Source organism: Thioclava sp. F34-6 (assembly GCF_002213235.1).
In the GTDB taxonomy this organism is placed as follows: Bacteria; Pseudomonadota; Alphaproteobacteria; order Rhodobacterales; family Rhodobacteraceae; genus Thioclava; species Thioclava nitratireducens.
On record NZ_NBOA01000010.1, the window covers coordinates 23,890 to 45,900 of the forward strand.

Here is a 22,011-nt window from a genome sequence, read left to right on the forward strand (position 1 = left end):
TCGCGTGTATCTGTATAAGGAAGAAGGGGCGGCATGAGCTGGATCAGAGCATCGTCGCCTCTATCGCACCATGGCAGGCCCCGATGATCACGCATGCCCGGCTCAGGCCGCGTGACCGCTGATGCCGCCGAACTGGCCGGCGTGATGCAGCAGCGGACGGGCGACAGGCTCGTGTTCGAGATGCCGGACCTCGCCGATCAGCAACACATGGTCCCCGGCCTCGACCGTTTCGGTCACCTCCGTCACCAGCACCGCCGCCGCACCGCGCAGGACCGGAAGGCTGTGCCGGTCCTCGAACAGATCGCTTAGCGACGCATCGGGTCGGCCGGCGAAATGCAGGGCATGTGCGCGCATGTCCTCGGTCAGGATATTGACCGCATAACGCCCCGAGGCCCGCAGCTTCGGCAGCATCCGCGCCCGGCGTCCCACCGAAATGCATACCAGCGGCGGCTCGAGCGAGACCGACATGAAGGCGCTGATCGTCATGCCATGATCGCCCTCGGGCGTGCGGGTGGTGACGACCGTCACGCCGGTGGCGAAACGGCCGCAACAATCGCGCAGCGCCTTGGGGTCGATGTCCAACGTCGCAGAGGTCATGCCGCGGCAGTCGCCCCCAATTCGCGGCGGATGATCTCGGCCCCTGCGCTCAGCGCCTCGAGCTTGCCGCGCGCGACCTGACGCGACAGGGGCGTCATTCCGCAATTGGTGCAGGGATAGAGCTTGTCCGCATCCACGAATTGCAGCGCCTTGCGGAGCGTGGCGGCGACCTCTTCTGGCGTCTCGATCGTGTTGGTCGCCACGTCGATGGCGCCCGCCATGACCTTCTTGCCGCGCAGCATCTCGATCAGGTCCAGCGGAACGTGCGAGTTGTGGCATTCGAGCGAAACCAGATCGACGCTGGACTGCTGGATCGCGGGGAAGATCATCTCATACTGCCGCCATTCCGAGCCGAGCGTCGCCTTCCAGTCGGTGTTTGCCTTGATGCCGTAGCCATAGCAGACGTGAACGGCCGTCTGGCACGTCAGCCCCTCCATGGCGCGTTCCAGCGCAGCCATGCCCCAGTCGTTTACCTCGTCGAAGAAGACGTTGAAGGCGGGTTCGTCGAACTGGATGATGTCGATCCCGGCGGCTTCCAGCTCTTTCGCCTCCTCGTTCAGAAGCTTGGCGAATTCCCAGGCCAGCTTTTCCCGGCTGCGGTAATGCGCGTCATAGAGCGTGTCGATCATGGTCATGGGCCCGGGCAGCGCCCATTTGATCGGGGCATCGGTCTGGGCACGCAGGAATGTCGCATCATCGACGAAAACCGAGCGAGGGCGGGACACGGCGCTGACCACAGTGGGCACGCTTGCGTCATAGCGGTCGCGGATGCGCACGGTCTCACGTTTCTCGAAATCAACGCCCTCAAGCCCTTCGATGAAGCTGGTGACGAAATGCTGGCGGGTCTGTTCGCCGTCGCTGACGATATCAATGCCCGCGCCGCGCTGCTCGGCCAGGGTCACGCGCAGCGCATCCTGCTTGGCCTGTGCCAGAGCCTCGGCGTCCATCTTCCACGGCGACCAGAGCTTTTCAGGCTCGGCGAGCCAAGCGGGTTTCGGCAAGCTGCCGGCGGTGGAGGTGGGGAGAAGTTTGGTCATGGTTATGTCTTTCTTGGTTTATGGATCAGGCAGCGAACTGTGCAGACCATTCGGCCAGCCGGGCACGATGCGGCTTGATGAAGGTTTCCTCGGCGAACTTGCCTTGCGCGGCTGCCAGACGTGCGCGTTCTTCCCGGTCGTAGACCACGCGGGTCGGCGAGAAGTCCTGATGCTTGAGGCTGGGCCGGAAGGTCTGGCCCGCCACGGAATTGGCGTTGTAAATCTCGGGGCGATAGATTTTCTGGAAGGCCTCCATCGTGCTGATGGTGCCGATCAGTTCGAGGTTGGTGTAGTCGTTCAGCAGGTCGCCGCAGTGGTAGAAGGCCAGCGGCGCAACGCTGTTCGGCGGCATGAAGTAGCGCACCTGCAGACCCATCTTGGCGAAGTACTGCTCGGTCAGCGACGCGCCGCTTGGGACATATTCGACACCAAGCACGGGGTGGAGGTTGGCGCTGCGCTCGTAGCTCTTGGTTTCCGATACGCTCAGGCAGATCACCGGCGGTTTGCAGAACCGCGCCCTGTAGGCATCCGAGGCAAGGAAGGCCTTGAAGATGCGGCCATGAAGCTCGCCAAAATCGTCGGGCAGGCTGAAGCTGGCCCGCCCCTTGTTGTGCTCGGGCAGGACCACGCTGAAATCGTAGTCGCGCAGGTAGGACGAGAAATTGTTGCCGACGAGCCCCTGCGTGCGGGCGACGGTTCTGCGGTCGAGGATGGTCGTCTGCAGCACCTCGATCGCCGGGAAGGCTTCTCCGCTGCCGCCGAGGTCCAGATCGACAGAAATGATGTCCAGCTCGACCGCGTAGCGATCCGTCTGCGGGTTGTCCCAGCTGGCCAGATCGTTGAACCGGTTGTCGATCATGTGCAGCGCATTCGCGAGGTTCTGCTGGCGGTGGTCTCCGCGTGCGAGGTTCGCGAAATTCGTGGTCAGCCGCGTGCCGCTCTCGGGCGTGTAGGTTTCGTCGAACCTTTGGCTCTTGATCTGGAATGCGAAGGGCTCGGTCATGGCGGTCCGGGTCTCCTGTCAATGTTCTTGAATCCGGTGGCGAAGGCCGTGCGGCCCTGCCCGTCTGGCAATGACTCCTTCTGCCGCAGACTCCGCATGAATAAAAATGACTTCTTATCGGATTACCATGACAGGCTGTCATGCGATGCGGCGCGGATTTCCGGCCCGACGACCGAGGTCACGTCGTCAGATTTCGACGGAGTCCGCCAGCTGCATGAAACCTTCGAAATAACTCGGCAATGTCCCCGCCCGGTAGCCGAGATGGATGGACTTCGGGATACCGGAGCCGATGCGCACGCCAGTCACGCCCTTGGCGCCTCGCAGCAGCCAGTCGGGTGTCGCACTGACCGCGCGCCCCGACGCCACAAGCCGCAACATCAGGTCGGTGGTCTCGACCGTGCGATGCCTGCGCGGCAGGGCATGAGCGGGCACGAGGAACTTGCTATAGATATCAAGTCTTTCGCGCGACACCGGATAGGTGATGAGCGTCTCGCGCACCATGTCGGAGGGCGCGACCTGCCGCTTGCGGGCAAGCGGGTGGTCATCGGCGACGGCCAGAACCAGCTCGTAGTTGAACACCGGTCGATATTCGAGGCCCGGGCGCTCGACCGGATCGGGCGTGACAAGCAGGTCGATCTCGTGTCCCAATAGGGCGGCGAGCCCCCCGAATTGAAAGGCCGAAGTCACGTCGAGATCGACATCCGGCCATGCAGCGAGGAACGGATCGACGATCCGCATCAGCCAATCCTGACAGGGGTGGCACTCCATCCCGACCCGGAGCGCCCCCCGCCGTCCACGGGCATAGTCCTCCAGCACCGAGGCGCCATGTTCAAGCTGCGGCAACACACGCGCGGCCAGACCGAGCAGATACTCCCCCGTCGGCGTCAGCCGCAGCTTGCGCCCCTCGCGTTCCCAGAGCTTTACTCCGTGCCGCTCCTCAAAGCGCCGGATCGCATGGCTGACCGCTGACTGCGTGAGACTCAGACGGTCCGCCGCCTCGGTCAAGCTTCCCGTTCGGTCGATTTCGCGCAGGATCATGAGAGGCTGGATGTCGATCATGTCTCTTGCCCGATCCTCATTTTTCATGCCTTAAACGTCCATCGGAGTTATGGACAAGCCAGCCATATATTTATTCGCTTGGATGTTCTAGTTGGCGCCAACACTGACGACCGCGATCTGCGGCTCCCAAAAAAAACCTCAGATTTCACCGCCCCCCCAAACGGTCAATTTCGAATCTTCGCCTTGTCCCTTGATTGCCTCAACGACAACGGTCGGGGGGTCGAATGCTGCGGCTAGCTAAGGTCAAAACGTCATTGAAAAAACAAATTTGAATATTGAAAGGTGTTTCGCGCGGATCAAATGGGTCAATAACGTGATTTGGAAAACGCGAGCCCAGCATCGGCGGCTTGCTTGCCCGGCGAGAACACCATAGGCAATAGGGATGATGCGACGTTCAGAGGAAACAGATGAACAAATTCAATCTTGAAGAACTTGATCTGGATGAACTCAAAACTCTCCAGAAAAACGTCGCGAAAGCCATCCAGAACTACGAAGCCAGAAAGCGGCGCGAGGCGCTACAAGCCATTGAGGCCGTAGCGCGCGAAAAAGGCTATTCGCTCTCGGACCTCACCGGTGCGGCGACGGCAAAAAGCGCCAGGACGCCGCATCCACCGAAGTACCAGCATCCAGAAAACGCCGCCCTGACCTGGAGCGGACGCGGACGCCAACCGGCATGGGTCAAGGAGCACCTGAAGGCTGATAAGCCTCTCGATGAGCTGCTTATCAAGAAGTGATATTGAATAGCACACCCGATACCGCAGAGGGTGCCGGTTTGATAAGTTGGAGGGCGCAGGTCAGACGCGGTGCGAGATGGAGATGGTCAATGGACATCACAGCCCGGGAGACCCGGTTCTTGGTCACCGGAGTCTCTGGACCTGACGCCGCTCATCTTTGCCCGTGCTTTTCAGTGAAAGCCGTCTCCGACCGATAAGTAGCGGGTCATGCCTCGGCACGTATTAGGAAACAGGGGCGTTTTGTAGTGCGCGCATGACATGGGAGCTGCCCCTTGGGAACAGCAGAAGCTGTGACCACAAGCGATTGCGCCAGCGACCCTGATACACGCAGCACCGCGGCACATACGGGGGATCGTAGTTGTCCGCCCCGTTGCTGTCGGCTGGTCGACTCAAAGCCGCTTCGTGCTGCACCTGCACATTTCCGCTGCACTCCCTCTCGTCCGCCCGACGATCGAAAGAGATCAAACCATAAATGACTGTTTTGTATTTATTTTTTAAATTCGACTTGCACCCTGCGCATACCGACTTTGCCGCCGCGACGACTACTTTTCTGCAACTGCACAATATATCTCCTTTGCCATGGAAATAGTGCCCTGAAACCGGGCATTTTGGAAAGGGGTCATGTCATGTCGACGATGGAATTGAACCGCAGCGTTGCTGGCCGAGGCGTGGCCGCAGTCTTCGCGAACATCTTCTCAGCTCTGCTCGCTTGGAACGAGGCGCGCGTTACGCGCCAAGAACTGCACGGCCTGTCGGATCGTGAGCTTAAAGATATTGGTTTGCTCCGCGGAGACATCGACCGCGTCGCGCGCGGCCTCTGAAAGATTTTTGGCACTGTCGAGAACGAGCCCCCGCAGCACAGGCAGCGGGGGTTTTTCGTGTCTCACGTCAACATCATGTTCTGGGCGCCGATCGGAAGCCTCCTCGGAGCGCATGACTAAGCTCCAAAGATGTGGTCCCCACGCCCTTTTTCCACTCGCGCACACTTGAGATGCCAGCATAAATTGCGCAAAAGCTTACGGCGTTTCCCTGCTACGCCTCGGTAGCTCAGCGGTTAGAGCTGTCCGCTCATAACGGATTGGTCGCAGGTTCAAATCCTGCCCGAGGCACCAGGCGAAATGGTGGAATGATAGACACCGGAGATACGAAATCTCCTGCTTTCAACGCATGCGGCCTTGAGCCCCGCTGTCCGTACCCCCTTTCGGGTGGGGCCGTGTCACTCCTCTGAGCACCACTGGACAAAAAAAGGCCGAGACAAGCTCGGCCAAAGTCCAACAGGGAGGTGAAAGCGGTGCCAGATTGTTCAAGCCCCGCCTTCCCTGCTGCTTTTATGGGCGGCGAGAAAACATCTCAAGTAAAACTGCCTCCGCTTGCTGCATACCCGCTATTACCTCACTTTAGGGACGCCCCTTGGCAACTGGCGCACATGCCTAAATCGCAAGATCCGTTTGCGGGAGCACTGTGATGCCGACGGGTGAGTGAATACACTGGGGTATCGATGGCATTGCCAAGTTATCTGCCGTGGACGGGAATAAGCGTGAGATCGCCCAATCAGGTACGATAAATCAGCAGCATAACCTTGCCACAGCTTGAACGGGTCGGCTCTGGCATGGCGGTATGAGAGAGCCGAATGGCAATAGCGGCGGGGACGAAAGATCGTATTGATTTAGTCGTGGGCGACGAGAAATCGTAGGATCAGGCGGTGACTTGAAACGACCCATCATTTTTCCCGCTTTCGCGTCGGCCGGTGTGACCCGTCGATCCTGTTGTTGAGCCCCTTGTGCGCACGAAGGGCGGCGTCCGGCGTAATGCCTTGATTGGCTCGGTGTAGCTGCACAGCTTGTCCGTGATGACACCACGCGGTTCGCCATGGGCTGCAACCAGTCGACCGAAGAAACGCTTTGCGGCTTTGGCGTTGCGGCGAGGCTGGATCAGAATGTCGAGTACATCTCCATTGCCATTGATTGCAGGCGACAGCCAAAGTTTCCCTCCGTCGATCGGGGAGACCACGTCATCCATATGCCATTTGTCTTGCGGTCGGGGCCGGTCGCGCCGGATACAAGCTGCGAACCGAGCCCCAAAACGGTTCACCCAAAGACGAACCGCTTCACGATTGACCCATGATGCCACGCTCCGCCAGAAGCCCCTCGAGATCCGCCGTGCTGAGAGCAAACCGATGATATGGCCACACCGCGAAGGCAACGATTTCACGAGGAAAACGGAAGGCCGTCAGTCGCGACAATGAGGTCGGTATGGCCATGGTGCCGCGCTATCCGAGAAGCGATCAACTTGGCCATGCCAGCCGGACGGCCGGCGAAGGGACTGATGCGGAGGGTGTCACCGCAGTCAGCCGACAGTACCGCTCGGCGACCCGCGCAGGAAGTCCGGTTCTCCGGCAAGGGTCTGAAAAGAAAAGGAGAAAAATTATCTGCCCGGCAGCTTTTCCGTCGTTCAGAAAAACCCACCTCCTCTCCAGGCGTCCCCAAGGCGCTGCGCCGCCGTCGCCCGATCGCGGTGACATTCTCGGAGACAGGAGCCCCCTATGTCCCTCAAGGCCACCGGCCCCTGTGGCCTCACCCTTTCCGCACTCATCGGCCAGGCCGACATGTTCGCCAGGACCATGGCAACCTTCGGTCTCACGAGGCCGGAGCAAATGAAATCTTTCTGCAGTTGTCTCGGACAGACACTGACCAGGGAGTACCTCCGGCTGGGCGTCGCGCAACCACTTCCGCCCTACGATGCCCGTCTCAAGGGCATCGTGGAACCAGCTGTCGACGCGCTCAGCGAAGCCGGACACTGGGGAACCTGTGCGGAGCTCGGCCCCTACGACAGTCCTTCTCTCGAGGCGGAACGCGTACGGTGCGCGATTGAGATGGCCATTCTGGGATGCGAGGCGATACGGCATGACCTCGATGTCGCGGCCTCGGAGATCCTCGACCTTCTGGCTTGGAAACAGGTGGTCCTGGCGGTGCCCCTGCTGGTCGACCAGTGGCCGGAAGAGAAAGGAGAGGCCAAATGGTCCTGATCTATCAGCACGCCCATCAAGCCCGGTCGCAAAGGATCTCGGAGGACGGCACCATCCAGACCTTCGAGATGGAGCACAGAGGCGGCTACACGACGTACAGCGTCGAGACGCTTAATCGGCACGCGTCGCTCGTCAGCCTGAAAATCACCGGTTTCTACGGCTGGACCGCAAAGCTTTCGGTCGGGTCAGGGACACATGAGTGGCTTGCGGCCACAAGCCGCCTCCATTTCTCGACCCCTGAAAAACGGAGATGGCTCTCGATGATCACCGACTTCGTCTCTCAGGTGCTCGCGGCTCTCGAGGGGGCTGCATTGGCTCTGCGGCAGACGGAGTTTCCCGCGCGAGCGCTGGAAGACCTCGCGCCAGAGGAACAGGCAGAGATCCGGGCGGATCTGCCAAAGGCCTTTTCCGCTTCTCCGGAAGTCCGTTCGATGTTCGGGGAATGTCTGCTGGAGTTGGCGCGGCTCTTTCCCAATGCGCGGGAGATTCTCCGCGAAGGCCGCGCTGAAGCCGCCCGCGACAGGCGTCTCAAGAAACAGTATGACAAGCTTCCGGAGGGTATGATCCTTGCCTGTCGGCGCTCGGGGGCAGCGGTGGGCATCGTTTCGCACAATCACCCTTTGACTGGGAAAAGCGTGATCACATGGCGCACGCGGAACGACGAGTGCACTTTTGTGCTCTCTCCGTGGCAGCGCCGTGAGCACTGCCTGATGACGGCAGAACGCGCCCGGGCGCTTGCGCCCGGGGTACTTTCCGGCCACGAGACACTTCAGGCTATCCAGCAGGCAGAGCAGGTCGCCGCGTTCGTTCCCGACCTCGCTTAACATCACCGAAGGAGGCTCCGGGGCAGCTCGCGAGGGCCCGGCCCCCGACGAGCTTCCGCAAGGCCACGGTCGCTCGGACAGCTTGGCGTGTCACAGCAAAAGGAAAGCTGCAGAACCATCTTCGGGACCAAGCCCGAGATTGACCGAAGACAAGCGGTCAAAACAGAAGATCGGCGAAAAAACCTTTCAGGAGCCATTCCGGCAGGAGGGGGCTGCCTCGGCAAGGTGGACTTTCCGGCACCATTCGGCTCGGCCAGCAGGACGAAGCGCAGCTTTATGCGATATTGCCCTTCAGGCTCAATCGGCCAGACTGCCTTATAATCAACGCAACGTTGACCGCGCGCGTCCACAGGTGCACGCGACATACGCCGAACCGGTGTGCGACAATTCCTTTCTTGGCGAAAGCAAGGTAACGGACATGGCCCATGAAAAACTTGACTTCCGCGAACGGCGCACGAACGGAGACTTATCGAACCTAAAGATGCCAATCAGGCATACCTCTGAGGCGCTCGGTATATGGTCTGTCTCGCAATTATTTGTTCGAAGATCTCCACTCCGATCGATCTGATAAACTCAGTCTGAGCAGCCATTGCGAAACGCCCTCCCATCTTGAGATTGGTATCACCTCGCAGTCCGCGCCGGCGCAGGCAACGTGCCGCTTAGACACCGCTTACTGACATTCAAGACGTCCTCAAGCCACCATCGCTGGCATCGAGGTCGCGCACATGATCCGGAAAGGTCAGATCCCGGCGAATGGCGCCAGCACCCTCCAGACCTTCGCGAGTTTGGCAGCATAATTATGTCCAGCGACCAGCCACTTAAATCCTATCGATAAGTTTGCGACAGAGCCGAGTCGACGAACCTATTTAAGAGTCAGGGCCGCGGAAAATCCCGCTCAGCCCGCCTCCGGTCAACGGGGGCCATCGCCAGACAGAATGAGTTTCCTGCATTTGCGGGAAAAAGGCGCACCCGGACCGGAAGGTCCAGGTGTCCGTGCTTTGGTGCAACCAGCCCCGCCCGCCATCGAAACAAAGGCCGGAAACTCCGCATCCGGCGGTCCAAAAAACATAGGCAGAGCAGGTCAGATCAATCCCGTGAATTGCGCTCTCAAGCTGGGGGCACCGTTATCGAAACTTCGCGACACGAATGTTGTTGGTGCTGCCGACCTTGCCAAAAGGTGACCCCGACAGGACAACCATCGTATCGCCGATCGCCGGGGACAAAAAGCGTGCGCATTCGTCTTTCGCGGTGGAGACCATCGAGTTGTAGTCGCTGATCGAAGGTTCCTGCATAGACCGCATCCCCCAAACTAGCGCCATCCGGCGCGATACGCGCTCATCGCGGGTCATGAGGATCAGCGGCAATTTGGGGCGACGGGCGGCAATACGAACGCCGGTTGCGCCGCTTACGGAATAAGCCAAGATGCATTTTGACTGAAGCGAACAAGCTAGTGTTGCCGCTGTATCGGCGATCATGTCCGCGGGGGTCGGAGCTGGCTCGCGGCTGGCAGCAATAGATTTGGCGTAGAATGCGTGCGCCTCTGTGCTTCGGATGACGCGATCCATCACCTGAATAGCCTCGGCGGGAAACGCGCCGGTGGCACTTTCCGCTGAGAGCATTACCGCATCTGCGCCGTCGTAGACCGCAGTGGCGACGTCGGATGCCTCTGCCCGCGTTGGTGCGGGTGAGGATGTCATAGATTCAAGCATCTGCGTTGCCACGATCACGGGGCGGCATTCGCGGCGACACAGCGCAATGATTTCTTTCTGTCGAGCAGGCACCTGTTCCGGCGGTATCTCCACCCCGAGATCGCCGCGGGCGATCATAATCGCGTCCGACTTGCGGACGATGGCTTCGATTTCGTCCAAGGCCGACGGTTTCTCGATCTTCGCCACGATCCCGACACTGTCACCGACGATGGCGCGCAGAGCATCAATGTCGCTGGCTTTCTGCACGAAGGAAAGGGCAACCCAGTCAACACCAAGCGATAAGCCGTATTCGAGGTCGCCGCGGTCTTTCTCGGTTAGCACGGGCAGATTCAGAACACAGTCGGGCAGGTTCACACCCTTGCGGTCGCTGACTTTTCCGCCTTCCAAAACCTCGGCCTCGATCCGGCCCGGGGTCTTCGCAACAACCGTTAACTGGACCCGTCCGTCATCGATGAACAAACGGTGTCCGGGCGCGATTGCATCGAATATCTCGGGATGCGGCAAGGGTATCGCTGGCAAATCGTCCGTGGTGTCCTCAGCCACCAGAGCGATCTTTTCACTACGTTACAGCGTCCGCTCGCCTCCAGCTATGCGGCCAAGCCGAATCTTGGGGCCCTGCAAGTCCTGGAGGATACCGATCGGCACCCCAACCTCTCGTTCCAGCGCCCGGATCGCGTCGACCGTCGCGGCGTGGATCGCGTGCTCACCGTGACTGAAGTTCAATCGAAACGTATCAACGCCTTTCGTGAACAAGGTGCGCAGCATGAACGGAGACCCACTCGCTGGCCCGACTGTGGCAACGATTTTGGCTCGTCTGTCGCGGATCATGATGGAGTCCTTCATCTCAATTTCAGAGAACGAGAACCGCTCTGAAATCATTAACGTTTGTCAGAGTCGGCCCGGTGCGGATCAATGCGTCCAGCCGATCGAAAATACTGTAGCTGTCATGAGCGCCAAGATAGGCGTTCGGATCGAGCCCCACCGCTTGGCTTCGAACCAGAAAGTCAGGTCCGATCAGAGCACCAGCGGCGTCTTCGGTGCCATCGATCCCGTCGGTATCGGCGGCAAGCGCATGAATCTGCTCAGAACCGTTGAGGGCAATAGCAAGCGACAGCAGAAATTCAGTGTTTCGGCCACCGCGCCCAGGTTTTGTGTCGCCAATCGATACGGTGGTTTCCCCTCCCGAAAGCAGAACGGCTGGCGCTCGCAATGGCGTGCCATGGGTGCGCACCGCTTTGGCTATTCCCGCCATGATGATGCCGACTTCGCGCGCTTCGCCTTCCAGAGCGTCGCCAAGCAGAATTGGTGAAACGCCTGCGTCGCGGGCAACCTGCGCCGCGGCTTCCAGCGACATCTGAGGGGTCGCGATGATGCGGAAGTCGGGGACGAAACCGGTTGCTGGTTCAGGATCCGCGAGCAAGATGTCGCGCGCCGCCTGCGGCAGTGAGGGGTCGAGCCGGGTGACAAGATGCGACAGGTTCTCGGTGGCCGAGGGATCGGGAACCGTCGGGCCAGAGGCGATGGCGGCAGGGTCATCTCCTGGCACGTCCGAGATTGCTAGCGACACCAGCCGTGCGGGGGCTGCGGCCGTGGCCAGCCCACCTCCTTTGATCCGCGAAAGGCGGCGGCGGACACGGTTCATGTCCTCAATCGTCAGGCCGGATTTCAACAGCAGACGATTGACCTCGATCTTCTCGTCCAGCGTAAGGGGGAAAACGGGCAGCGGCATCAGGGCTGAGCCGCCGCCAGAGATCAGTGCCAGCACAAGGTCATCAGGCCCCGCAGCTTGTGCGGCGGCGAGAATTTCTTTTGCAGCGCATTCTCCGGCGGCGTCAGGCACGGGATGGGAGGCTTCCCGGACGTGAATGCGTTCGGTCGGCACTCTATGCCCGTACCGTGTGACGACAACTCCCGAAAGGTCGACGTCGGGCCATGCCTGCTCCAGCGCCTTTGCCATCGAGGCGGCGGATTTACCGGCCCCGACCACGATGCATCGCCCCGCGGGTTTCGGGGGCAGATGCCGAGCAAGAACAGTCGCAGGGTCGGCGGCGGCAATCGCCGCGTCCAGCATCGCCAGAAGTAGGTGTTCAGCCGATTGCATCGGCTACCGCCTTGCCACAAGTCACGGTGTCCGCGGACCCGCCAAGGTCAGGGGTGCGCAAGGCAGGCTCGGCCAAGACACGCTCGATGGCGGAAACCACATCCGCTGCGGCCTCGGCATGACCGAGGTGATCGAGCATCATCGCCCCCGCCCAGATCTGGCCGATCGGGTTGGCGATGCCTTGCCCGGCGATATCCGGTGCCGAGCCATGCACCGGTTCGAACAGCGAGGGGAAATCCCGCTCGGGGTTGATGTTGGCCGAAGGCGCAATGCCGATCGTGCCGGTGCAGGCCGGGCCGAGATCAGACAGGATGTCGCCGAACAGGTTCGACGCTACCACCACGTCGAACTTGTCGGGGTTGAGAACGAAATGCGCGGTCAGGATGTCGATGTGATACTTGTCGACGCTCACACCAGGATAGGCCTTGGCCATCTCGGCAACCCGTTCGTCCCAGTAGGGCATCGTGATCGAAATTCCGTTAGATTTCGTGGCCGAGGTCAACTTGGCGCGCGGACGTTTTGCTGCCAGGTCGAAAGCGTATTTGAGAACCCGATCCACGCCGATCCGGCTCATCACCGTTTCCTGCATCACAACCTCGCGCGGCGTGTCCGGGAACATCTTGCCGCCGATCGAGGAATATTCGCCCTCGGTATTCTCGCGCACGATCCACATGTCGATGTCGCCGGGCTTGCGCCCCGCCAACGGGCTGGGCACGCCCGGCATCAGCCGCGCGGGGCGCAGGCTGATATACTGGTCGAACTGGCGGCGGAATTGGATCAGCGAGCCCCAGAGCGAGATATGGTCCGGCACTGTATCTGGCCAGCCAACGGCGCCGAAGAACAGCGCATCATGGCCTCCAATCTGATCCTTCCAGTCGTCGGGCATCATCTGGCCGTGCTTGCGATAGTAGTCACAGGACGAGAAATCGAAATCGTCAAACCGCATGTCGATGCTGTGCCGCTTGGCGACCGCCTCCATCACGCGCAGCCCCTCGGGGATCACTTCCTTGCCAATTCCGTCGCCGGGGATGACCGCGATGTTCAGATGGTTACTTTCCATGTCTCTGCCTCTCAGTCGTTGCGGCCGCGCACGGCCTCAATGACGGCGTCGGTGACCATGCGGGTGGTGGCTTTACCGCCCAAGTCGGGCGTGTGCAGGTCCGGGTTCGCGGTGACGGTCTCGACCGCGGACATCAACCTGTCGGCGGCGGGTTTCTCACCCAGATTTTCCAACATCATCGCGGCGGTCCAGAAGGTCGCCACCGGGTTGGCGGTGCCCTTGCCGGTGATGTCGAAAGCCGAGCCGTGGATCGGTTCGAACATGGAGGGCGTTTCGCGCTCGGGGTTGAGGTTCGCCGTGGGCGCGACGCCGATGGAGCCCGAAAGCGCCGCTGCGAGGTCCGACAGGATGTCGGCGTGCAGGTTGGTGGCGACGATAGTGTCCAGCGACGCTGGGTCCATTGTCATGCGCACGGTCATTGCGTCGACCAGCATCTTATCCCAGGTGACATCGGGGAATTCTTTCGCCACTTCGGCGGCGATCTGGTCCCAGAGCACCATGCCGTGCCGCTGGGCATTCGACTTGGTCACCACGGTCAAGAGCTTGCGGGGCCGCGACTGCGCCAACTTGAAGGCAAAGCGCATGATCCGCTCGATCCCCGCGCGGGTAAAGATCGAGACATCCGTCGCCACCTCCAGTGGCAGGCCGGGGTGCGAGCGCCCGCCCTGCCCCGCATATTCGCCTTCCGAGTTTTCGCGGACGATCACCCAGTCGAGCTCACCATCGTTGACGTGGCGCAGGGGGGACTGGATGCCGGGAAGCACCCGGGTAGGCCGCACGTTGGCGTATTGGTCGAGCGGCTGGCAAATCGCGAGGCGCAAGCCCCAGAGCGTCAAGTGGTCAGGCACATCTGGCGCGCCAACCGCACCGAACAGGATGGCATCGAAGGCGCGCAGTTGGTCGGCGCCATCCGCGGGCATGAATTGCCCGGTGCGCTTGTAGCGGTCGGTCGACCAGTCGAAGTTCTCGACGGCAAAGCTGAAGTCGCCGTCTTTCTCCGCTAGCGCGTGCAGAACCTCGAGACAGGCGTCGACAACTTCCACACCGATCCCGTCGCCGCCGATGGCGGCGATCTTGTGATTACGTTTACTCATAAGTTTCTCCAGTTTAGATCAAAAGCCCGGCGGGCATGCGGAGCAGCAGGACATTTGCCATGAGCCACCAGAAGCCGGTGCAAATCAGCAGGCCGGATAGAATCCAGATTGCCCATGTTTTCGCGGGGGGGCGGTCATAGTCCGCGACGATCATGATCGCGACAAAGGCAATCATGCTCGTGACGAGAAAGCCGATCACTGGCATCAGAAAGACCCACGCCAGAAGGACGACACCGAGCGAAATCCGACGCATCGCCCCGGTATTCCGATTGGCCAGCTTGAACGATCCGCCAGCGGGGCGACGCAAATTCATCACTATCAGCAAGGCTGAAAAGGCGATCAACACGGCCGCGATCGTCTTCGGGAAAACCGACCCGAGCGCCGACATGCCGGATGCCCCCAGATAGATGGTAATTCCGAGAGCAATGAAGAGGATCGCGAACATTACTTCGGGCAAATCTCGTTGCTTATGCTCGGGAGTAATTTCGGTTCCGTCATCGGCAATCGGCTCAGCAATTTGCCCGAGTTGCCGACGACGCTTTGCCTTCCAGTCCGCCCAGAATGGGTAGCCGAGCGTCAATAGCGCCGCACAGATGATGCCGATGCTGATCGGCCGCATGAAGAACATTTCCGTCATGCGCCCTGAGGCATTACCGATCAGATAGGTCTGAACGAAACCCTGTTCGGCGATCGACCCGAGAACCAGCCCCAGCACAATGGGAGAGGGCTGGAATCCATATCGGTTCAAAATCCAGGAGAGGATTCCAAGACCAACCATCAGTTGGGCATCATCAACGTTCGAGTGGATCGCGAAGGAGCCGATTATGGTCAACAGCGCTACCGTCGGAGCGAGCACGGCCTTTGGCACCTTGACGATGGTTGAATATGCATAGCGACCGATCAGTAGACCGACTGGCAGCATCAGAAGGGTCGCGATCAGAAGGCCCCAGATGAATGTGTAGACGATATTGCCGTCCGTCGTGAACAGGGTCGGTCCAATCTTGATTCCTTGCACCAGCAGCGCGCCCAGAATGATCGCATCAGGGGGCGTGCCAGGAATGCCCAGAACGAGCGTCGGGATAAAGCCACCCCCGACAGTCGCATTGTTTGCGGATTCCGTGGCGATCACCCCGTCCGGGTTGCCCTTGCCAAAGCTCTCAGGATTTTCCGACGTGCGGCGTGCTTCCGAATAGGACACCAGCCCAGCAATCGACCCGCCGGCTCCCGGCAGAACACCAATCACGGTGCCGATGACGGAAGAGCGGATCACGTTGAACTTACGCTTTAGTGCAATGCGCGTGCCTTCGCGAAAGCGCAGCCCGCCCGTTTCAGAGGGCTTCAAATGCGGATCGGCGTTGGCCACAAGATCCAGGATAACGGGCACGCAGTAGAGCCCGATGATCGCCGAGGTCAGGTCGATACCTGCCAGAAATCGTTGCATTCCCATCGTGTAGCGGACGTCGCCACCCACCACTGCCACCCCGATCATCGATAGAACGAGCCCGAGACAAGCGCCGATGAGGCCTTTGACGGTATTGCCCACCGAAAGTGCCGCGATAAGCGTCAGGCCAAACATCGCCAGCCAGAAATATTCCGTTGGTCCAAATGCCAGCGCGACCTTGGCGAGGGGAGGCGCAAGCACGAGTAGCGCCAGCGCGCCGACCATTCCGCCAACAACAGAAGAGATAGTAGCCAGCGAGATCGCCAGACCGCCGTCGCCTCGTTTCGCCATCGGGAAGCCATCGAAAGTTGTCGCGATTGCAGAGGGTGTGCCCGGAGTGTTCACGAGGATGGCGGCAAAGGCGCCGCCATAAATCGCGCCTGTGTAGATCGCGCCGAGGGCGATAAGCCCGGCGGCGGGATCCATTGTGAAAGTGAAGGGGACAAGCACCGCGACCGCCATGGTGGCCGAAAGCCCAGGCAGGGCACCAATTATCGTCCCTAGCACCACGCCCGCAAGCGCGAGGACAAGATTGAGCGGTGTCAATGCGTCCACGAGATAGCCGATGATGTCCATCTTCGCGCGCCGTTACTTGATAATGCCGAGCGCTTTGGCGCCAGCGGTATATTCTTTGATCCGCGCAGCCACGAAGTCATCCATCTTGTCATAACCGATATCGGTCAGCACAAAGCCGGCGCTTTCCATCTTCTCGACGAAATCCGGGCGGTGATTGATCTCGGTTACGATGTCGGAAATCTTCTGGCGGATGGGCTCAGGCGTCGACGCCGGAACGGCAACCCCGCGATAGGCGCCACCCACAATGTCATAGCCGAGTTCCTTAAAGGTAGGCACATCGGGGAACGCCGGCAGGCGCTCGTCCGAAGCGACCGCAAGCATCCTCATTGCGTCGCCTTGGCTCACGCCCGAGGTTGCATAATTGAAGCCGGCCGTAGTCTGCCCACCAAGAATTGCCGTAATTGACGGACCGGTGCCCGAGAAGGGCACATAAGTCGTATTGATATCGGCAAGCTCGTTGAACTGCACCGCCGCGAGATTGTTGGCCGAGTTCGAACCCGATCCAGCAAAGGTCACCAACCCGGGGTTTGCCTTTGCATAGTCGACCAGGTCGGCCAGAGTCTTGAACTCGCTATCTTTCGTCACGAAGATCGCGTTCGGTGTATAGTGGAAATAGTTGACCGGCGTCAGATCCTCGGTCTTGTAACCCGCAGACCCTGCAAGCGGCTGCAGAACCGTGTGCGGCATGTTGATACCCATGATCGTGTAGCCGTCGCCGGGCAATGAGTTCAGCTGCGACCAGGCTTGAGCACCGCCCGCACCGGGCTGGTATTGGATCACGACTTGCTGTCCGGTGACAGCTTCCCACTCGGCCTGTTGGAAGCGCGCAGAGATGTCCGACTCGCCACCGGCGTTGAACGGAATGATGTAGGTCATTGGTTTGCTCGGGAAATCGTCGACGGACTGAGCCGCGAGCGGCGTTGCCGAAAGTAGCCCGGCAAAAATGACTGCGAGTGTCTTTTTCATAATTTCCTCCTCAAGAAGCGCTGCGGGGGAACCGCAACTGATATTTTGGGGAAACTTGCGGCGGGCTTAGGACCCGCAGTCGCTTCCCCTACACCTGATCACGTCCTCCAAGCCGCAAGCAGGATCCGCCAACTCCCCACAGGCGGACAGGGAAACGCTAGACTAATTCTGCAAAATCGTTAATTTCATAATAGGAACATCATTAGTGCATCTGGGTAAGCAATGAGTGAGAGCGACCTCGGGTTCTTCGTCCTCTTGGCGCAGCGCGAAAGCTTCGTCGAAACCGCCCGTGAAATTGGCATTACAGCCTCGGCCGTGAGCCGCCGTCTGGCACGTTTGGAAGATCGGCTTGGCGTCAGGCTGATGAACCGCACCACTCGTAGGGTCAGCCTCACCGGCGAAGGAGAAGCATATCTAAACAAGGCAATACGTCTTCTGGGAGAAATCGAAGAACTCGAAAATAGTTTGCGCTCCGGGAGCGAGCAGCCGAGCGGTCTGCTTCGGATCAACGCGACATTTGGTTTCAGCAGGGAGTATATTGCCCCAACAGTTTCCGCGTTCTGTGACACCTACCCGGATGTTGAAGTGCAGTTGGTGGTCACCGACGCGCCAATGAATCTGATCGAGCAGGGCTTTGATCTGAGCATTCGTTTCGGAACGCCACCGACCAGCAATCTGGTCCAACGTTTGTTACAAAGAAACCGTCGGTTCATGTGCGCTTCCCCCGCATACATTGAAAAGAACGGGATGCCCGAAAACTTGGAAGAACTGCGCCGACATAGCTGCATCGTGCTACGCCAGGAACACGACATCTACGACATCTGGCGTTTCGACGAACGGGGCGGCAAGAACCCCTCAGCACGTGTAAGCGGCGGGCTGAGTACCAATGATGGTGACATAGCACGCGAATGGATGCTGAATGGGCACGGGATCATGCTGCGTTCGGAATGGGACATCGCCGAGCTCGTGCGCAAGGGTCGCCTTCGCGTCGTGCTGCCTGAGTATTTCCAAACCGCGAACATCGCTGCCATCTATCCCGAGCGCCACCACCTAACCGCCAAAGTGCGCGCTTTCGTCGACCTGTTGGCAGAGCGCATCCGCATCGCCGACTCGCAAGCCCCCTTCCAGGTCGAAGCGTCGGAGCTGAGTAAAATTGCGTAACTTTCTCATGCCGAATATGCATGTATTAAGCATGGAGGCGCGAGAATGGATACGACGCTGTTCGATGATTTTCTGGAACTGGTGCGCGAATTGAATTTTTCCCGCGCCGCCGAGAACCGCAACTTGACCCAGCCCGCGTTCAGTCGCCGCATCAAACAACTTGAGGCCGCGATTAAGACGCCACTCATCCATCGCACAACGCGGCAGGTCACACTGACTGCGGCCGGAAGAGCATTCCAGCCGCGCGCGGAGGCTATCGTCAGGATGCTCTCGGAGGCCCGTCTCGAGGCGCTGGAGGCCGCGGGGCTCGCGCAACGGACCCTGAACCTCGCTGCTACCCACGCCCTGTCCTACACCTTCGTTCCGAAATGGCTGATGCAGATCGGCGGGCCCTCCCAGATCGGCGCCCTCAACATGGTCTCCGATACGCATCGCCAAGGCGTGCGACTTTTACAGAATGGCGAGGTGAGCTTCTTCATCTGCCATAAGAAACCCAACAGTGCTGAAGATCTACCGGAAAAACAGTTCCGGTGTCATCCAATCGGCGGCGATCGACTTGTGCCGCTTTGCGCCCCCGACGAAAGCGGCCGCCCCCTGTGGCGGCTCGGGAGCGCAGCTTCGCAAGTGCCGTTCATAGCTTATTCCAGCGCATCTGGCCTACATGCAATCCTCGAGGCGCATGGCATCGGGGACGGGCGTCGCGGCTTAGAAACCAAAATGAATTCTGTGCTTGCGTCGACCAATCTCGAGATGGCCAAAGAAGGTCAAGGCGTTGCCTTCCTCCCCCTTTCCCTCGCTGAACAGGAGATGGCGCGCGGCACTTTGGTCCGCGCTGGTGACCCCTCGCTCGATGTTCCCGTGCAATTGGTCATCTACCGCTCGCGCTCCCGGCTGTCGGCCCATTGCGAGGCATTCTGGCTGAAGGTGGTCAGTCAGGATACTTGATAATCCATGCAAAACGCGCATGAATTCAGCGCCAATCGGCATTGGAACTGCCTCCTGCGGCTCCCCTATTCATGTCTGGGTAAAGTCTTCGGACCACTCACCCGCACGGGAAAGGAGCACGGAAATGCGCATCGTGGACATTTGTGAGGTCACCAAGCCGATTTCCTCGCCAATCAGGAATGCATATATCGATTTCAGCAAGATGACCGCCAGCTTGGTGGCTGTGGTGACCGATGTGGTGAAGGACGGTCGCCGAGTGGTCGGCTACGGCTTCAACTCGAACGGGCGCTACGGTCAGGGAGGATTGATCCGAGAACGATTCCGCGACCGCATCCTCGAAGCTGATCCCGCGTTGCTATTGAATGACGCGGGCGACAACTTCGATGCTCACAAAATCTGGGCTGCGATGATGCAGAACGAAAAACCCGGCGGTCACGGGGAGCGCTCGGTTGCCGTTGGGACCATCGATATGGCCGTATGGGACGCGATCTCGAAGATCGAAGAAAAGCCGCTCTTCCGTATGCTGGCCGAACGCAAGGGCGTCGAGGCTAATCCGCGTGTTTTTGTCTATGCCGCGGGTGGCTACTACTATCCCGGCAAAGACAATTCCGCTCTGCGCAACGAAATGCGCGGCTATCTGGATCGCGGTTACACCGTCGTGAAGATGAAAATTGGGGGCGCTTCGATCGACGAGGACCAGCGCCGGATCGAGGCTGTGTTAGCGGAAATCGGGGAGGAGGCGCAGCTTGCCGTCGATGCCAATGGCCGTTTCGATCTGGAAACCGCGATCTCCTATGCCAAGATGCTGCGGCAGTATCCTCTCTTTTGGTATGAGGAAATCGGAGACCCGCTGGACTACCAGCTGCAAGCTGCGATGGCCGAGTTTTACCCCGGCGCCATGGCGACAGGAGAGAACCTGTTCTCGCATCAAGACGCGCGCAACCTGATCCGCTATGGCGGGATGCGCCCCGACCGTGACTGGCTGCAATTCGACTGCGCCTTGTCTTACGGTCTGGTGGAATATCTGCGCACGCTCGATATGCTGGACCAGCTCGGCTGGTCGCCATCGCGCTGCATTCCCCATGGCGGGCACCAGATGTCGCTAAACATCGCGGCCGGGCTCAGCCTTGGCGGCAATGAGAGCTACCCAGACTTATTCCAGCCCTATGGCGGGTTCCCCGACGGCGTGAAGGTCGAAGACGGCCACATCATCATGCCAGAGCTTCCGGGCATCGGGTTCGAAGGCAAATCCGACTTGATCGCGGTGATGCGTGACCTCGTAGAGTAGATCGTCAGCGATCCCGCGGGACAGTCAGGACGAACAAATTGCTTGAAAGATGGGTGGCAGGCTGGGCATGCAGCCGCCAACACACTCTTTTATGGAGAAGGCATCTCCCATATCCTTCGCGGGGAGGACGATAGTCGAGACGAAAACATTCGGCATGAATAGCCCTCAGCCTCTCAAACGCGAACCTTAACGGGCACGTTATTGATCAGCCCATCTTCGGTATAGATCAATAGGCGACAGCTTCTCTTGGTAACGGATCGGTCAATCATCACCTTGCTGATGCTGACGCAGTAGGGGTTTGGGCTTCCGTCCAATGCCACAATGTCAAAGTGGCCGGAGATACAGATAGATCGCTCGATCAGTGCGCGTTTGACAGAGCGGAACTCCGAAACTGCCTCGGCGTTAGCGCCCGGCAACAGCAGGCGCCAGCTCCCGGCGTTGCCGCTCAGATAACACATGCCTTGCTCAGCATACGGTAGTTGCCAATAATTCGTCGTCGCAATGCGAGCGCCATCGTTCGCGATCGATAATGGATTTTGGACTTCGTTCGGGGCCATGAAGAATTGTCTGGTGTCCAGTGTCATTTTTTTCTCCGCTTTCAGATATTCAGGAGATGGTTCTCCGGCTCGCTTGGCGGAAATGCTTGTTACGCAACGTCACCTCCGGACGCACCCGGGATACCATCATCCCGCTGAGACGTTCAGAGATGAATCCGACGTAGTGGAGTTGTCGCAACCGGCCTTGAGCTCCCACGTCAGGCCCTGCATCGTGCTCGAGCGACTGGTTTCACTGGACGCGCCTAATCGATCAAGGCTGCCGCTGACGGAAATCGCGGTATTCACTCCCGGGCGTCAGCCCGAAACATGCGACTGCCCTCGTAGCAGCTATCGACAGGGAACCGTCGCAAAGTTTCCAGCCGCCCGCCCGCCACCGCAGTTATCCCCAGAATCTGGGGACAGGATTGTGGAGAGGCTCCGTGACGCCCAATGTTGCTTCAAAAGGTTCTACTGCGCTCAAATATTGGGCACTCTTCGACTTGCCAGAGAACCAGCCATCCGACCGCTGAAGCAGCAACACGCTAGGGTGGTCCTCCATGATCGGCAATCAATATCGGCAGCCCCTTGGAATTTCTCTCGGATAGACCCAATGTTATATGGTCCTTAGCAGCAAGAGAAGATCGGCAAAATGTTGGAAACTCCCGGCAGAATCTAACCTTGCTTCTTCGAGGAACACATCCCCGCAGAACTTGCCGATCTTTCGGTCGACATTCAGAGGGAAGCGGCCCACCTCGGGCAAGGGTTACATCCGGATAGCGCGGCTGAGCTCGCGGACCTCGTTCGCGTGATGAACTGCTACTACTCGAACTTGATTGAAGGCCACAACACACGCCC

At 59.6% G+C, this 22,011-nt stretch carries 17 protein-coding genes, 1 tRNA gene and 4 pseudogenes; 10 read left to right on the plus strand and 12 right to left on the minus strand.

The window, feature by feature from the left end:
• Positions 1-102 precede the first annotated feature (102 nt).
• From B6V72_RS17695 to B6V72_RS17710, 4 genes are all read right to left on the minus strand, one after another.
• Entirely contained in the window at positions 103-597 is a 495-nt protein-coding gene (locus B6V72_RS17695) for a flavin reductase family protein (protein WP_088736210.1), read from the minus strand.
• On the minus strand, positions 594-1,634 hold the full coding sequence (locus B6V72_RS17700; protein ID WP_088736211.1) for a methionine synthase: 1,041 nt from the start codon (positions 1,632-1,634) through the stop codon (positions 594-596). The genes B6V72_RS17695 and B6V72_RS17700 overlap by 4 nt, the downstream gene beginning before the upstream one ends.
• A gap of 25 nt (positions 1,635-1,659) precedes the next feature.
• A complete protein-coding gene (locus B6V72_RS17705; protein WP_088736212.1) occupies positions 1,660-2,637 on the minus strand; it encodes a DUF1852 domain-containing protein in 978 nt (325 codons plus the stop codon).
• Between the two features lie 186 nt (positions 2,638-2,823).
• Entirely contained in the window at positions 2,824-3,696 is an 873-nt protein-coding gene (locus B6V72_RS17710; RefSeq protein ID WP_088736213.1) for a LysR family transcriptional regulator, read from the minus strand.
• Between the two features lie 407 nt (positions 3,697-4,103).
• Here B6V72_RS17710 and B6V72_RS17715 point away from each other — a divergent pair, with 407 nt between their 5' ends.
• The 3 genes from B6V72_RS17715 to B6V72_RS17725 all read left to right on the plus strand — a co-directional run bounded on the left by B6V72_RS17715 (position 4,104) and on the right by B6V72_RS17725 (position 5,542).
• Positions 4,104-4,430, plus strand: coding sequence for an H-NS histone family protein (locus B6V72_RS17715; protein WP_088736214.1), 327 nt, complete (start codon positions 4,104-4,106; stop codon positions 4,428-4,430).
• A 626-nt stretch (positions 4,431-5,056) separates the two neighbouring features.
• Complete coding sequence (locus B6V72_RS17720) at positions 5,057-5,251, plus strand: DUF1127 domain-containing protein (protein ID WP_088736215.1); 195 nt, start codon at positions 5,057-5,059, stop codon at positions 5,249-5,251.
• Between the two features lie 215 nt (positions 5,252-5,466).
• Positions 5,467-5,542, plus strand: a tRNA-Ile gene (locus B6V72_RS17725).
• A 446-nt stretch (positions 5,543-5,988) separates the two neighbouring features.
• Here the strand turns inward: B6V72_RS17725 and B6V72_RS17730 are convergent.
• Positions 5,989-6,690 (minus strand): annotated as a pseudogene (locus B6V72_RS17730) (IS6 family transposase); the annotation flags it as partial.
• Between the two features lie 282 nt (positions 6,691-6,972).
• Here B6V72_RS17730 and B6V72_RS17735 point away from each other — a divergent pair.
• The 3 genes and pseudogenes from B6V72_RS17735 to B6V72_RS19030 form a co-directional block, all read left to right on the plus strand.
• Entirely contained in the window at positions 6,973-7,455 is a 483-nt protein-coding gene (locus tag B6V72_RS17735; RefSeq protein ID WP_088736216.1) for a hypothetical protein, read from the plus strand.
• Entirely contained in the window at positions 7,446-8,279 is an 834-nt protein-coding gene (locus tag B6V72_RS17740) for a hypothetical protein (protein ID WP_088736217.1), read from the plus strand. Before B6V72_RS17735 ends, B6V72_RS17740 begins: the two co-directional genes overlap by 10 nt.
• Before the next feature lie 695 nt (positions 8,280-8,974).
• Positions 8,975-9,076, plus strand: a pseudogene (locus B6V72_RS19030) (IS6 family transposase); the annotation flags it as partial.
• Between the two features lie 327 nt (positions 9,077-9,403).
• On the opposite strand, the pseudogene pyk reads toward B6V72_RS19030, so the two are convergent.
• The 6 genes and pseudogenes from pyk to B6V72_RS17770 all read right to left on the minus strand — a co-directional run bounded on the left by pyk (position 9,404) and on the right by B6V72_RS17770 (position 17,226).
• Positions 9,404-10,867, minus strand: a pseudogene (pyk, locus tag B6V72_RS17745) (pyruvate kinase).
• Positions 10,839-12,089: a glycerate kinase gene (locus tag B6V72_RS17750; RefSeq protein WP_088736218.1), complete on the minus strand. Its 1,251-nt coding sequence runs from the start codon at positions 12,087-12,089 to the stop codon at positions 10,839-10,841. Before B6V72_RS17750 ends, pyk begins: the two are co-directional and overlap by 29 nt.
• Entirely contained in the window at positions 12,076-13,149 is a 1,074-nt protein-coding gene (locus B6V72_RS17755; RefSeq protein WP_088736219.1) for a tartrate dehydrogenase, read from the minus strand. Before B6V72_RS17755 ends, B6V72_RS17750 begins: the two co-directional genes overlap by 14 nt.
• Before the next feature lie 11 nt (positions 13,150-13,160).
• A complete protein-coding gene (locus tag B6V72_RS17760) occupies positions 13,161-14,243 on the minus strand; it encodes a tartrate dehydrogenase (protein WP_088736220.1) in 1,083 nt (360 codons plus the stop codon).
• A 13-nt stretch (positions 14,244-14,256) separates the two neighbouring features.
• Complete coding sequence (locus B6V72_RS17765) at positions 14,257-16,260, minus strand: tripartite tricarboxylate transporter permease (protein WP_088736221.1); 2,004 nt, start codon at positions 16,258-16,260, stop codon at positions 14,257-14,259.
• Between the two features lie 12 nt (positions 16,261-16,272).
• Positions 16,273-17,226: a tripartite tricarboxylate transporter substrate binding protein gene (locus B6V72_RS17770; RefSeq protein WP_078602572.1), complete on the minus strand. Its 954-nt coding sequence runs from the start codon at positions 17,224-17,226 to the stop codon at positions 16,273-16,275.
• Between the two features lie 222 nt (positions 17,227-17,448).
• On the opposite strand from B6V72_RS17770, the gene B6V72_RS17775 reads away from it, so the two are divergent.
• The 3 genes from B6V72_RS17775 to B6V72_RS17785 all read left to right on the plus strand — a co-directional run bounded on the left by B6V72_RS17775 (position 17,449) and on the right by B6V72_RS17785 (position 20,620).
• Positions 17,449-18,387 carry a LysR family transcriptional regulator gene (locus tag B6V72_RS17775; RefSeq protein WP_088736222.1) on the plus strand — a complete coding sequence of 313 codons (939 nt, stop codon included), beginning with the start codon at positions 17,449-17,451 and terminating at the stop codon, positions 18,385-18,387.
• A 45-nt stretch (positions 18,388-18,432) separates the two neighbouring features.
• Positions 18,433-19,332 carry a LysR family transcriptional regulator gene (locus B6V72_RS17780; RefSeq protein WP_088736223.1) on the plus strand — a complete coding sequence of 300 codons (900 nt, stop codon included), beginning with the start codon at positions 18,433-18,435 and terminating at the stop codon, positions 19,330-19,332.
• A 124-nt stretch (positions 19,333-19,456) separates the two neighbouring features.
• Positions 19,457-20,620: a mandelate racemase/muconate lactonizing enzyme family protein gene (locus tag B6V72_RS17785; protein ID WP_088736224.1), complete on the plus strand. Its 1,164-nt coding sequence runs from the start codon at positions 19,457-19,459 to the stop codon at positions 20,618-20,620.
• A 173-nt stretch (positions 20,621-20,793) separates the two neighbouring features.
• On the opposite strand, the gene B6V72_RS17790 is transcribed toward B6V72_RS17785, so the two are convergent.
• On the minus strand, positions 20,794-21,204 hold the full coding sequence (locus B6V72_RS17790) for a hypothetical protein (protein WP_088736225.1): 411 nt from the start codon (positions 21,202-21,204) through the stop codon (positions 20,794-20,796).
• Between the two features lie 649 nt (positions 21,205-21,853).
• Here B6V72_RS17790 and B6V72_RS19420 point away from each other — a divergent pair.
• Positions 21,854-22,011: pseudogene (locus B6V72_RS19420) on the plus strand (Fic family protein); the annotation flags it as partial.

Bases quoted from the DNA above. Each gene is read 5' to 3' on its own strand.
- B6V72_RS17695 (WP_088736210.1), bottom strand. From the start codon at position 597: ATGACCTCTGCGACGTTGGACATCGACCCCAAGGCGCTGCGCGATTGT.
- B6V72_RS17700 (WP_088736211.1), bottom strand. From the start codon at position 1,634: ATGACCAAACTTCTCCCCACCTCCACCGCCGGCAGCTTGCCGAAACCC.
- B6V72_RS17705 (WP_088736212.1), bottom strand. From the start codon at position 2,637: ATGACCGAGCCCTTCGCATTCCAGATCAAGAGCCAAAGGTTCGACGAA.
- B6V72_RS17710 (WP_088736213.1), bottom strand. From the start codon at position 3,696: ATGATCGACATCCAGCCTCTCATGATCCTGCGCGAAATCGACCGAACG.
- B6V72_RS17715 (WP_088736214.1), top strand. From the start codon at position 4,104: ATGAACAAATTCAATCTTGAAGAACTTGATCTGGATGAACTCAAAACT.
- B6V72_RS17720 (WP_088736215.1), top strand. From the start codon at position 5,057: ATGTCGACGATGGAATTGAACCGCAGCGTTGCTGGCCGAGGCGTGGCC.
- B6V72_RS17735 (WP_088736216.1), top strand. From the start codon at position 6,973: ATGTCCCTCAAGGCCACCGGCCCCTGTGGCCTCACCCTTTCCGCACTC.
- B6V72_RS17740 (WP_088736217.1), top strand. From the start codon at position 7,446: ATGGTCCTGATCTATCAGCACGCCCATCAAGCCCGGTCGCAAAGGATC.
- B6V72_RS17750 (WP_088736218.1), bottom strand. From the start codon at position 12,089: ATGCAATCGGCTGAACACCTACTTCTGGCGATGCTGGACGCGGCGATT.
- B6V72_RS17755 (WP_088736219.1), bottom strand. From the start codon at position 13,149: ATGGAAAGTAACCATCTGAACATCGCGGTCATCCCCGGCGACGGAATT.
- B6V72_RS17760 (WP_088736220.1), bottom strand. From the start codon at position 14,243: ATGAGTAAACGTAATCACAAGATCGCCGCCATCGGCGGCGACGGGATC.
- B6V72_RS17765 (WP_088736221.1), bottom strand. From the start codon at position 16,260: ATGGACATCATCGGCTATCTCGTGGACGCATTGACACCGCTCAATCTT.
- B6V72_RS17770 (WP_078602572.1), bottom strand. From the start codon at position 17,226: ATGAAAAAGACACTCGCAGTCATTTTTGCCGGGCTACTTTCGGCAACG.
- B6V72_RS17775 (WP_088736222.1), top strand. From the start codon at position 17,449: ATGAGTGAGAGCGACCTCGGGTTCTTCGTCCTCTTGGCGCAGCGCGAA.
- B6V72_RS17780 (WP_088736223.1), top strand. From the start codon at position 18,433: ATGGATACGACGCTGTTCGATGATTTTCTGGAACTGGTGCGCGAATTG.
- B6V72_RS17785 (WP_088736224.1), top strand. From the start codon at position 19,457: ATGCGCATCGTGGACATTTGTGAGGTCACCAAGCCGATTTCCTCGCCA.
- B6V72_RS17790 (WP_088736225.1), bottom strand. From the start codon at position 21,204: ATGACACTGGACACCAGACAATTCTTCATGGCCCCGAACGAAGTCCAA.